General features: G+C 70.1%; 5 protein-coding genes. All 5 read right to left on the reverse strand.

Features of this window, described 5'->3' with window-relative positions; genetic code table 11:
* Positions 1–2 precede the first annotated feature (2 nt).
* The 5 genes from ACFXI4_RS27235 to ACFXI4_RS27255 all read right to left on the reverse strand — a co-directional run bounded on the left by ACFXI4_RS27235 (position 3) and on the right by ACFXI4_RS27255 (position 12,765).
* Positions 3–7,463, reverse strand: coding sequence for an amino acid adenylation domain-containing protein (locus ACFXI4_RS27235; protein WP_384995643.1), 7,461 nt, complete (start codon positions 7,461–7,463; stop codon positions 3–5).
* Between the two features lie 36 nt (positions 7,464–7,499).
* On the reverse strand, positions 7,500–8,747 hold the full coding sequence (locus ACFXI4_RS27240) for a condensation domain-containing protein (protein ID WP_384995646.1): 1,248 nt from the start codon (positions 8,745–8,747) through the stop codon (positions 7,500–7,502).
* Positions 8,748–8,750: 3 nt separating this feature from the next.
* On the reverse strand, positions 8,751–11,405 hold the full coding sequence (locus ACFXI4_RS27245) for an amino acid adenylation domain-containing protein (protein WP_384995921.1): 2,655 nt from the start codon (positions 11,403–11,405) through the stop codon (positions 8,751–8,753).
* 2 nt (positions 11,406–11,407) lie between these two features.
* Complete coding sequence (locus ACFXI4_RS27250) at positions 11,408–12,427, reverse strand: class I SAM-dependent methyltransferase (RefSeq protein ID WP_384995648.1); 1,020 nt, start codon at positions 12,425–12,427, stop codon at positions 11,408–11,410.
* A 125-nt stretch (positions 12,428–12,552) separates the two neighbouring features.
* The gene (locus tag ACFXI4_RS27255; protein WP_384995651.1) at positions 12,553–12,765 is read right to left on the reverse strand and encodes an MbtH family protein; all 213 of its coding nucleotides are present in this window, start codon (positions 12,763–12,765) and stop codon (positions 12,553–12,555) included.
* Positions 12,766–13,058 lie beyond the last annotated feature (293 nt).

Here is a 13,058-nt window from a genome sequence, read left to right on the forward strand (position 1 = left end):
GGTCACTCGGTTCCTTGGATGAGGAGGGGCGCGAGAACGTCAGCCATGCGCCGACACGGATCTTCGGCCAGCACTTCTTCATGGCTGCAGTCCAGGGGGTACTCCCGAAGGCCGTCGGCGTAGGACTGCCAGGCCGAGGGAAGGGGGCCGTCGGGCGTGCGGCCCTGGGTGGCGGTGAAGTGAAGAACGGTGCCGTCGAAGGGTTCGGGCGTGTACGCGGCGGCGAGACGGCTGGCGGTCACGCCTACCTCGATCAGCCGGGTGAACTGCTCCTCATCCAGCGGCACATGGGCCGCCGCTTCGGCGCGCAGCGCACTCAGCAGAGCCTCGAAGTCCCCGTCGTGGCCGGCAGGGTCACGGGGTTGCGCCACCAGGGTGGTCAGGAGGGCGAACTCGTCCCACTGCTCGGGGGTGGCCGTGCCGGGATACGGCCAGGTTGCTGCGGGGTAGGCGTCCACCAGCGCCAGCAGTTCGACCTCGGCGCCCTCCGCACGCAGGCGCGTGGCGATCGCGTGGGCGATGTTGCCGCCGAGCGACCAGCCGAGCAGCCGGTACGGGCCCTGGGACTGGACCTGCTGGATCTCCCGCACCATGAGGTCGGTGATCTCACCGAAGGCGGCGGGCCGTTGGGCCCCGTCCGCAAGGCCCGGCGCCTGGAGGCCGTACACCGGCACGTCGGCGGGGAGCATGCGGGCGAGCGCGAGGTAGCTCCACGCGAGCCCGGTCGCGGGATGGATGCAGAAGAGCGGGTGGCGGCCGGTGGCCGGGCGCAGGGGCAGCAGGATGTCGAAGTCGCCGCCGCCGGTGGTGTTGTCGAGCAGCCCGCGGGGTGTGGGCGTCTGGAACAGGGTTCTGACCGACACGTCGATGGCCAGGTCGGCCCTGATGCGGCTGGCCAGCCGCATGGCGAGCAGGGAGTGCCCGCCCAGCGCGAAGAAGTCGTCCTCGACGTCCACCTGGGGCAGATTGAGGACTTCGGCGAACAGCGCGCACACGCGCTCCTCGCGCGGGCTGCGAGCGGCCGCGAAAGCCGTACGGGAGGGCAGTTCCGGGGCGGGCAGAGCCTTGCGGTCGAGCTTGCCGTTGACGGTCAGCGGCAACTCGTCCAGCACGACCACGGCCGGGACCATGTACGCAGGCAGAGCGGCCGCCACCCGGCGGCGCAACGCGTCCGGTGACACGTCCTGTTCGCGTCCCCGGTCGGCAACGACGTAGGCCACCAGGCGCTTGTCGCCCGGCCGGTCCTCGCGCACGAGCACCGCAGCGTGCCCGACGGTGTCGTCGGCGTCGATGACCGCCTGGACCTCGCCCGGCTCGACCCTAAAGCCGCGGATCTTCACCTGGTGGTCGGCGCGGCCCACGAACTCCAGGACCCCGTGATGGTTCCAGCGCGCCAGGTCGCCCGTGCGGTACATCCGCTCGCCCGGCTCGCCGTAGGGGTCGGCGATGAACCTCTCGGCGGTCAGGGCGGGATTGCGGGCGTAGCCGCGGGCCAGGCCTGCCCCGGCCACGTACAGCTCGCCGGTGACACCGGCGGGCAGCAGGCGCAGGTGCTCGTCCAGCACGTAGGCGCGGGTGTTGGTCAGCAGAGTGCCGATCGGGGCGCGCGAGCCGCCGGTGAGGGAGCCGGGCTCGATGACGGCGATCGACACGTCGTCCGAGCACTCGGCGGGGCCGTAGACGTTGGCCAGGGGGATGCCCGGATGCCGCTTGTACCAGCGGGTGACGAGGTCGGGTGGCAGTTCTTCGCCGTGGACGAGCATCCAGCGCAGCCCGGCGAGAAGGTGGGCGCTGGATTCGTCGTCGTCCCACAGGTCGAGCACGGCCCGCAGGACGGCGGGAACGATCTGGAGCACTGTGATGCCGTGTGCGTCCACGGCGCGGACCATGTCCAGGGGGTCGCGGGTGGTGTCGTCGTCGAAGACGTGGACGCGGCCGCCGGCAAGGAAGAGCGTGAGGGTCTGCCAGATGGACACGTCGAAGGTCAGCGGGGCGTTGAAGGCGATGGTGTCGCTCTCGTCGAGTCCGTAGAGGTCGATGACGGCGCGCAGGTGGTTCGACAGGCCGCGGTGCGGCACCAGGACGCCCTTGGGGCGGCCGGTGGAGCCGGAGGTGAACACGGAGTAGGCGATCGCCTCCGGATGCGCCGTGACCGGGGGCGGCGGGGGCGTCGTGTCGTCGACGGTCACTAGCGTGACCGGATGGTCGCCGCACGCGGCGAGAATGTCGCCGGCCTGGCCGATCAGATCGGGCGCGGTCAGCAGGAGACGGACGTCGGCGTCCCGCAGCATCCCGGCGGCCCGGGCGATCGGCGTGCCCGGGTCGAGCGGCATGTAGCCGCCGCCGGTTCCCAGCGCACCGAGCGCGGCGGTCACGAACCAGGCGCTGCGTGCGGACAGCACGGCGATGAGGGTGTCCACCCTGGCGCCAGCGGCCGCCAGGGACCCGGCGACCGCTCCGGCGCGCCGGGCGACCTCGGCGTACGTGAGGGTGCTGTGGGCGTCGGACACCGCGAGTGCGCCAGGACTAGCGGCGGCCAGGGCGCGGACCCGGCCGGGCAGGTCGATGGGCTGTTCCGGCGAAGGGTGGCCGTTCCAGTCGGCGAGCAGCAGGCGCCTTTCGTCGTCGTCCAACAGGTTGAAGGATCCGATGGGACGGTCGGTGTCTGTGACTGCTTCCTCAAGGACCTTCACCAGGCGCCTGCTCATGGCGGCGACGGTCGTGTGGTCGAACAGCTCAGTGGCGTATTCGAGGACCATGTGCAGGCCGGCGGGCCGGCCCTCGCGGTCGCGGCGGTTGGCGAAGTCGATGGACAGGTCGAACTTCGCGGTGTCGGTGGTGAGCGCAAGCGGTTCTGCCGTGGTGCCCGCGAAGTGCGGGGCGCCGTCGATGAATCCGTCGTCGAGCGCGAGGAAGACCTGGAACAGCGGGTGCCAGGCCAGGGAGCGTTCGGGCCGGGTCTCTTCCACGATCCGGTCGAAGGGCACGTCCTGGTGGGCGAACGCCGCAAGGTCGGTGGCACGGACGCGGGCGAGCAGGTCGGCGAAGGTGGGATCGCCCGCGGTGCTCGTGCGTAGCACGAGCGTGTTCACGAAGAAGCCGACCAGATCGTCGAGGCCGGTCTCCGACCGTCCGGCGACCACGGTGCCCAGGGGGATGTCGTCGCCGGCGCCGGACCGCTTCAGCATGGTGGCGACCGCGCTCTGCAGCACCATGAACAGCGTGGTGCCGGTGCGGCGGGCAAGGTCCAGGACCTGCTGGTGCAGGTCCGCGCCGAGCGTGACTTCCACCGTGGCGCCCTGGTGGGCGGCAACAGCCCGCCGGGGCCGGTCGAAGGGAAGGTCGAGCTGCTGTGGTGCTCCGTTGAGGGTCTCGCGCCAGAACGCGAGCTGCCCGGCCTGCACGCTGTGAGCGTCGCTGTCGTCGCCGAGCAGGGTGCGCTGCCACAGCGTGTAGTCGGCGTACTGCACTGGCAGCGGCCCGAACGCGGGGGCGGCGCCGTTGCTGCGGGCTTCGTAGGCCTCGGCCAGGTCACTGAGCAGCGGCCGCATGGACAGACCGTCACCGGCGATGTGGTGCAGCAGGACGAGCAGGACGTACTCGTCGTCGCTGTCGGCGACCTCGAACAGGGTGCACCGCAGCGGTACGTCGGAGCCGATGTCGAAGACGTGCCGGGCAGCCCGGCCGATCTCGTCGTCCAGCGCGTCCCGGCTGACGACAGCGGTCGTGAGGACCGCTGTGGCCGCGTCTGGGGGGAGGATGACCTGGTGGGCTTCGCCGCCGGACTCGGGGAAGACCGTACGGAGCGTCTCGTGGCGGTGCATCAGGTCGCCGACGGCCTGGCGCAGGGCTTCGGCGTCGATGACGCCGTTCAGGCGCAGGGCTAGGGGGATGTTGTAGGTGGGGCTCGGCCCGTCGATGCGGCTGATGAGCCACAGGCGCTGCTGGGCGAAGGACAGCGGAATCTGCTCGGGCCGTTCGCCCGCGGCCAGCTGAGGCCGGCGGTGCGCGCCATCGCTGCCCGCCAGCGTCAGCAGGCGGTCCATTCCGGCCGGGCTGGGGTCACTGAAGAACGCACCGAAGTCCACGTCGGTGGCGAGAGCGGTGCGGATGCGGCTGATGAGCCGCATGGCGAGCAGGGAGTGCCCGCCCAAGGCGAAGAAGTCGTCGCCGGTGCCCACGTCCGGCCTGCCGAGGATCTCGGCGAACAAGGAGCACAGGATCTCCTGGCGCGGGGTGCGCCCCGGCATCGACGCGGCGGAGGCCGTCCACTCCGGCTGTGGGAGCGCGGCGCGGTCCAGCTTCCCGTTTACCGTCAGCGGCAACTCGTCCAGCACGACGACAGCGGGGAGCAGATAGGTGGGAAGCCGGTCCCGCAGACGGTCGCCCAGCGCACCGGTGTCAGCTGCTGAGGCACCGTCGGCCGCAACGACGTAGGCCACCAGGCGTTTTTCGCCGGGCAGGTCCTCGCGGACGACGACGGCTGCTCGCGCAACCGCCGCGTCGGCCTCCACGGCCGCCTGGACCTCGCCGGGTTCGACACGGAAACCACGGATCTTCACCTGGTCATCGGCACGGCCGGCGAACTCCAGTTCGCCATGGTTGTTCCAGCGGGCGAGGTCACCGGTGCGATACATCCGCGCGCCCGGGTTCCCGAATGGGTCGGCGACGAACCGCTCAGCCGTCAGCCCCGGCAGCCCAAGGTATCCGCGGGCCAGACCGGCACCCGCCACATACAGCTCCCCGGTGCCGCCGAACGGTACCGGCTGCAGCCGCGCATCGAGCACATAGGTGCGCATGCCGTCCAGTGGGCGACCGATGGGCAGTGCATCGGGGATCGGGTCATCGTTGCCGAGCATCCAGCGGGTGGTGAAGGTGGTGGCCTCGGTGGGTCCGTACACGTTCACGAATCGCACAGTGGGGAAGCGCTCGCGGAGCTTGCGTACCGCTGCCGCAGACACGATCTCGCCCCCGGCCCAGATCTCCTGGAGCGTGCCGAGTACGGCGGGAGCCTCGTCGGCGAGGAGCGCGAAGAGCGCCGAGGTGAGGAATACCGCGCCCACCTGCCCGGACTCCATGGCTGCGGTGAGGGCCGCGACGTCCAGGTCACCGGGCGGGGCGATGACGCAGCAGCCGCCGGTCAGCAGGGGCGCCCACAGTTCGTAGGTCGAGGCGTCGAACGCCTGTGAGGAATGCAGGAGCACCCGGCGGTGGGCCGGGCCGCGGAATGCGCTGTCCGTGGCCAGGGCGGTGATGTCGGCGTTGGTGACGGCCACGCCCTTGGGCACACCGGTGGAGCCCGAGGTGAACATCACGTAGGCCAGCCGGCCGGGGTCGGTCGTGTCCGGCAGCTGAGGCCCACCGGTGTCCTCGGCGGGACCGGGGAGGACCGTGACGCGCTCCATGCGGTGGTCGAAGGCCGCCGTAGAGGCGTCGTCCACGAGGAGGACCCGTGCCTGGGTGGTTTCGGCGATCGCGCTCAGACGGGCCGGTGGATAGCGTCGGTCCAACGGGACGTACGCGCCGCCCGCCTTCAGGACGGCCAGCTGGGCCACGACCAGCTCGGGAGAGCGTTCCATGAGGACGGCCACCGCCGCCTCGATACCGACCCCCAGCTCCACGAGGCGGCGTGCCAGCGCCGTGGAACGGGCGTCGAGGTCCGCGTAAGTGATCTCTTGGCCGGCGCTGAAGACGGCCGGAGCGTCGGGAGTGCGGGAGACCTGGGCGGCGAAGAGCTCCGGGACGCTGGCGCGAACACCGCCTGCGGCCCCCACGCCTTGCGCGAGTGTGCGGTCGCGATCCTCGGCGTCGACCAGATCGAGCTCACCGATACGTCGGGTGGGGGCGGCGGTCGCCTTGTCGAGGACGCGGAGCATCGTGCCCACCAGCCGCTGGGCGCTCTCCTGGTCGAACAGGTCCGTGGAGTATTCAAGGAATCCCGCAAGCCCCTGCGGCCGGCCGTCGTCGGCCGGGAGCTCCCTGATGTTGAACACCAGGTCGAACTTGGCCACCTGGGTGGGTACGTCGAACAAGGTGGCGTGCGGCAGACCTGGCAGGTCGCCCGGGCCTATCGGCTGGCCGACGAAGGCGAGCGCCACCTGGACGAGGGGGTTCGCGGCGCGTGAGCGCTCCGGGTTGACCTCTTCGACCACCTGGTCGAACAGGACGTCCTGATGTCCGTAGGCGGCCAGGTCCGTCGTGCGGACGCGGTCGAGGAGTTCCGCGAAGGTGGGATCGCCCGAGGTGTCGGTCCGTAGCACGAGCGTGTTGACGAAGAAGCCGACCAGGTCGTTGAGGAGATCGTCCGAACGGCCGGCCACGGGCGAGCCGATCGGGATGTCCTCGCCCGCGCCGTAGCGGGTCAGGACTGCGGCCAGTGCGGCCTGGAGGACCATGAAGCCGGTTGCCTGGTGCTCTTGCGCGACGGTGAGCAGGCGGCTGTGGAGGTCGCTGTCGACGGCGAAGTCGATGCCGGCGCCGTGGTACGACGGTACGGCGGGCCGCGGACGGTCCAGAGGCAGGGCGATCCGGTCGGGGAGTCCTGCGAGGGCGTCGCGCCAGAAGGCGAGCTGCTTGCGTTGGGCCCCTTCGTCGGCGTCGCCGGACTGGCTCTGGTGCTGCCAGGTGCTGAACTGCGCGTAGGTGACGGGGAGCGGGGCGAACGCCGGTGCCCGGCCGTCGAGTCGGGCGGTGTAGGCGCCTTCCAGGTCGCGCAGGAGCGGGCCCACGGACCAGCCGTCGGCGGCGATGTGATGGAACACCAGCACCAGGACGTGCTCGGCAACTTGTGGGCCGCGGATGTCTGTGCGGGTGAACAGCCAGGTCCGCAGTGGCACGTCGCGGGTGATGTCGATGGCCTCGCCGGTCGCTTCGAGCATCGCCGCCGTCAGCTCGGCTGCCCGGACATGCCGGTGGTGGAAGACGGGTGGCGCGTCGGTGGCCGGGTGGATGTGTTGGAACGGCATGCCGTCTTCCTGGGGGAACACGGTGCGTAGCGGTTCGTGGCGGGCGACGATGTCGCCGAGGGCAGCCTGCAGGGCCGCGGTGTCGAGCGTGCCCTGCAGCCGGAGCCCGATCGGCATGTTGTAGCGGGGGCTTGGGCCTTCGAACTGGGCGAGGAACCACAGGCGCCGCTGCGCCGGTGACAGCGGGATCTGCGGCGGGACGACCGTGTCGGCCAGAGCCGGGACCTTCGGCGCGGGCGGGGCCGCGGCCTGGGCCAGGGCCCGGGCGACGCCGGCCGGGGTGGGAGCCTCGAAGAACTTGCGCAGGTGTATGCCGTGCCCCACGGTCTGCCGGATGCGGCTCATCAGCCTCATGGCGCCCAGTGAGTCGCCGCCGGCCTCGAAGAAGTTCTCGTCGGCGCTCGTCTTGGGCCTATCCAGCACTTCGGCGAACAGCTCGCGGAGGATCTCTTCCTGTGAGGTACGGGGCGCGGGGCCCATGGAGGGCGTGGAGGACACGGGGCTCCCCTTCGTGGCGGTGGGTTGGAGCAGGAGTCAGCGGAGGTCAGAGGTGAAGTGGGCCAGGGTGTCGCGGAAGGCGTCCCGTAGGTGGCGGGCGTCCTGCTCGGTGAAGGCGTCTGCCGAGGCGCGCAGGGTGCCATGGATGTTGCCGACGGTGCCCCAGCCGAACTCCCACAGGGCGGGGAAGTTGGCCCAGCGGGGCGGGACGGGCACGTGCGTTGTACGCAGGGCCGGCAGGCGCAGCCGGGGAACGACCGTGTCGACGTTGACCAGATGCAGGAACAACGGTGTCGCGCCGTGGGCGCCGTGCACGGCCGCGGCCCGCAGGATGCGGGAGTAGGGGACGTCCTTGTGGTCCAGGGCGGCGTCGATCGACTGGGCGTGCCGCTCGATGACCTGGGCGGGCGGCAGGTGATCTGGCCACTGCGTGCGCACTGGGAGGGTGTTGAGCAGAGGGCCGATGGTGTTCTGTAGGTCCTGGGTGTCGCGGAGTGCGGTGGGCATGCCCACGACGACGTCGTGGTCGGGGCCGCTCCCGGCGAGGGCCGCACTCACCACGGTGAACAGGACGACGGCGGGCGACACCTGGCAGGACCGGGAGAGCTGGCGCACGGCTCGGGTCTCGGCTGCGCCGAGGGGCAGGTCCTGTGCGAGGAAGGTGCCGCGTTCGGCTTCGCCAGGCGGGCTGGTGCGCGGTGCCGGCCCGGGGCGCACACCGTCCAGATGTTCCTTCCACCAGGTGGCGTCCACCGGGTGGGTGTTCTCGCGGTCGGCGTGGTCGAAGAAGTCCGGCGCCTCCCCGGTCAGGTCGCTGCCGCCGAACTGTGCGGCGTATGCCTGGCCGAGGTCGTCGGCCAGGAGAGCAAGGGACCAGCTGTCGCCGGCTACATGGTGCACGGCGAGAGCCAGATGGTGGACGTCAGCGGACGGCCCGGAGACCAGACGCGCTCGCACGGGGGGCTCGACGGTCAGGTCGAATGGTGTGTCCCACCAGTCGGTGAGCAGAGCCAGCACGTCACCGTCGGCCGGCGTCGAGGAAGTGCAGGTCAGGGGAGGCAACGGCGCGGACGGGCTCAGGGGAAGAGCACAACCGTCCTCGAACGTCGCGGCCAGCACCGGGTGGCGCCGGACTGCCCGGTGCAGGGCCCGCTCCAGCGCCGCCGCGTCGAGCGGGCCCGCGATCCGGAAGCAGAGCGGCATGGTGTACATGGGCCGGTCCTCGAGCATTTCGTGGACCAGCATGGACTGCTGCATATCCGACAGGGGCCGCACGGAGTGCATGGCTCAGCCCCTCCCGGCCGGGGCACTGTGAAGGACCTCGGCGAGCCATGCGGCAAACGTCGGCGCCTTGAGGCACGCGTTCGGGGTGATGTCGGTGCTGATGATGGAGCGGGCGCGGGCAGTGACGCGGAGGGCGAGCAGCGAGTGTCCTCCCAGGCTGAGGAACTCGTCGTCGTCTGCGACCGCGTCGACGCCGAGGATCTCGCGCCACAGGTCCCTGAGCTGCTCTTCAACGCCTGCGCTGCTGTCTGCAGCGGTGGGCACGGAGACGGCGGGCGGGGGCGGCAGCTCCAGCTTGGCGACCTTGCCGTTGGGCAGCCGGGGCAGTTCTTCGACGAAGACGACCTGGGAGGGCTGCATGGCGGAAGGCAGGTGCGCTGCCGCGTGACGGCGGATCTCACGTGCCGTGAGCAGGCCGGGGCCGGGCGGGGTCTCGGAAGCTGCCGACCTGGCAGCGATCGGGTTCGTCTCCATGGGCTCGCGGGTGGCGTACACGTAGGAGACATCCGCTGCGGAGTCGACGTTCCAGTCGTCGATCTCGTGGAGGCTGAAGTCGGCGTCGTAAAGGATCTTGCGGATCTCCGGGCCCACGGCGCTGGCGCGTTCCACTTCGAGACAGACCTGGCGCACCCGATGCCAGTGCTCAGGGCGCAGACCGCGCAGCACGTCCGCTTCGGCACCCTCAGTGTTGATCTTCAGCAGGTCGACGTGGTCGAGTGCGAAGCGGTCGAAGATGCTGGACAGGTCGGTGGTCTCGACCTGGTGCAAGGTGGCGGCGAGGCGGCGCTCGGTGTCGTGGTGGAGCAGGGCGAGTTCGGCCTCGTCTGCCGAGCCGGTCGTCCCGGTGGCGGCCGCGGTGGTGCGAAAGTGTGACTCCACGAGATCCGCAGCGGCTTTCTCACGGTCCGCGCCCAGCCCGGAGAGGTAGCTGAGCTGAGGGAACGAGGTGAGGGTCGCAGTGCCGCGACGGTCGGTGACCGCCATCGCAACGATGTCGGCGGCCACCGCGTTCAGCTCCAGGTTCGCCCGCAGGTAGGGCAGGGTGTCCGGGTTCGGCTCGACGGCGACCACACGGACGCCGTCGGCCTGGCGGGCTGCCCACAGGGAGAACAGTCCGATGTTGGCGCCGACGTCGACGATGACCGCGTCCTCGCCGATGTGCAGCCCGAAGCGGGCGTACTCGTCCTCGTCGAAGATCTGCCGGTACAGGAACAGCGCCTCGTCGGGCGCCGGCGTGGCCACGGCCAGGCCGTTGGGCAGCTCGATCCGGCTCAGGCCATCGACGAGAGGCGAGTGGGCGCGCTTGGCTGCGACGTAGGCGACCAGGCGCACGCCGTCGCTGCCGTCGGGGACACCGATGACGGCAGCATCGTGGACCATGGGGTGGTGGCGGAGGACCGCGCCGACCTCTTCGGGTTCCACCCGGACGCCGCGGATCTTGATCTGGTCGTCGATCCGGCCGCGGAACTCCAGGTAGCCGGCATCGGCCTGCCGGATCCTGTCGCCGGTGCGGTACATCAGGGTGCCGTCGGCGGCGAAGGGGTCGGGCCGGAAACGTTCCGCGGTCAAGGCTTCGTCATCGAGGTAGCCCCCGCCCACGGCGATGCCGGAGATCCACAGTTCCCCGGTCTCCCCCGCGGGCACCTCGGCCAGGTCCTCGCCGAGGATGTGGCAGACCACGTTGTCGATGGGGCGCCCAACCGGCGCGATGTCCCCATCGAACGGTTCACTGCAGTCCCAGTAGGTGGCGTTCACCGAGGTCTCGGTGGGGCCGTAGCCGTTGTACAGCTTGGCGGGCAGCAGATCTCGGAATCGCCGGACGAGTGTCATGTCGAGCGCTTCGCCGCCGCACAAGACGCGCCGCAGCGAGGTGCAGTAGGCGAGTTCGGGTTCGTCGACGACATAGCGCAGGACGGAGGGGACGAAGTGGGCAGTGGTGACGTCGGCCTCCTGGATGAGGCGGACAATGCCGAGGCTGTCGAACTGCAGGCCCGGCGGGGCGATGACCAGGGTGCCGCCGGCGATCAGGGGCGAGAAGATCTCGTGGATGGCCGCGTCGAAGGCACAGGAAGCCTTGTGCAGAACGCGGTCGTCGTCCGTCAGACGGTAGTGGCGGTGTCCCCACTCCAGGCGGTTGGACAGCCCGGCGTGGTGGAGACGGACGCCCTTGGGCCGGCCGGTGGAGCCGGAGGTGAACAGGATCATCGCGGTCTGCTCTCCGGCAGGGCGTCCGCGCCAGGTGGCGGCGGCCAGGACATCCGCGTCCCCCTGGCGGTACCGCGTGTCCACTGCCAGCCACGGTGCGGGGCCGAGGGCGGCGAGATGGCTGTCCCCGTCACAGAGGATCACCCGCGGCTTGGCAGCGGCGGCCACCTGCTGCAAGCGTTCACCAGGGAACTCGGGGTCCATGGGCACGGCGACGGCGCCGATGGTCATGACCGCGATGAGCGCGCTCACGTAGCCGGCGGAACGCGGCAGGTAGAGGCCTACGTGGTCGCCCGGTTCGACACCGACGCTGCGCAGCTGCCGGGCGACCGCGGCGATCTGGTCCCACAGCTCGCGGTAGGACAACTCGCCGTCGGTGCTGAGGACGGCGGGAGTTCCCTCGGGTACTGCGTCGGCCGCGCGCACCAGGTCGGGGACGTAGATCGGCTGCATCGTCACGCTCGCTTCTCTGCGACGGCGACGATCGCCATACGCGGCACTTCGGCGAACCAGCGACCGCCCGACTCGTACAGGAACGGCCGGTGCGGAACCCCGGGTGGGGCGTCGACGAGTTCGGCGGCATAACGTGAGTGGTCGAAGATCTCCTCGAGGAAGGCCCACGAGGCAGCGGTGTCACGGTGGGCGGCAAACACTTCTTGCACGCCGTACATGTCGGCGATGTACCGGCACATGCGGGCGCAGGCCGTCTCGCGGTCGTCCGCCTCGACGATGAGAGGGTCGTAGACGTCCAGGACGCTGGCGCTGACCGGCAACTCAGCGAAGAGCGCAGACAGTTCGGCACGTGAGAAGTGGGCGTAGCCGTGACCGGCGGCGGAGTGCGGGTGGACGACCTCGGTGAAGAACCGGGCCATCGGACTGGCCGTGTCGAAGTCGTGGAGGACGACCTTTCCGCCCGGCTTCACCACGCGCACCGCTTCGCGGACGGCTTGCGGGCGGTCGGCAGGGGCGATGTGGTGCGTGCCGTACGCGAGAAGCGTCGCGTCGATCGAGGCGTCCCTGAGCAGGAGCGCCTCCGCGGACTGCCGTACCGCGGGCAGACCAAGGGCCAGGGCCCGGGCCACCATCTCACCGGAGATGTCACCGGTGATGATGTAGAGCTTCGCCAGGGGATTGTCGGCCCGGTCGGCAACCGCGCGCGCGATGGTGCCGTCACCGCCGAGAACATCGAGGAGAATCACGTCACCGGGCGAGTCGGTACGCGTTGCCAACTGCAGAAGCTGCCGGGCTCCGGTCCAGCGCACGGAAGCGTCCCGCTGCGCACGCCGGTAGGAGTCACCGCGGCCGGTCTCATCGGAGTCGAACTCGTTCGTGACGGACACCAGCGCCTTCAGCAGACGGGGGGACCGCGCCCGTGCGGAGTCGATCAGGCCGTGCAGGGCCGGGTGCTCCGCGGCGGTATGGGACATGTACTCGTCGAGCGAGGCGGACGGCAAATACCCGGCCCCTGCGGGCACGGAGGTATCTGTAGAGGGACTTGACACTGGAGCTGACTCCCCCGCTTTTGGCTGCCAGGACTATGGATGAGCCGGCTGTGCACCGGGCCGCGCGTTGTGGCGCCTGGCACCGGCGTTGTGAGCCGTCAGCCAGACCGCGCTTCAATCAGCCCGGCCGGACGCATATCGGTCCAATGCGAATCGACGTAGTTCAGGCACTCCTGCCGGGTACCGCTGGTCACTTCCGACCATCCGTCGGGAATGGGTAATTCGGCAGGCCAGAGTGAATGCTGGTTCTGGTCGTTGACAAGCACGAAGAATGCCCCCGACCGGCCACTGTCAAACGGATTGGTCGACACCGATGCCCTTCTGCACTCCGACTACAGGATTCCTCAGATGATGGAGCAGCTACTGCACTGGGGCCGCGCCCGTGTTTGACGCAAATCTCTATGGCGCGGGCTGTACTTGGCGGACGTTCGATCTTGCGCATTGCGACGCCAACCGATCAATGTGACCTGGCTCACACGAGGAGATATCGTGGCTGGTTTCTCATCATGCATCAGGTCGCGTACGTCCGGATTCAATACGATTCCGATCGTCACTGAAGCTGTCCAAGGGGATGGAATCGGGCGCGCATGTTTCGGTTTGCAGC

Source organism: Streptomyces sp. NPDC059224 (assembly GCF_042754285.1).
Lineage (GTDB): Bacteria > Actinomycetota > Actinomycetes > Streptomycetales > Streptomycetaceae > Streptomyces.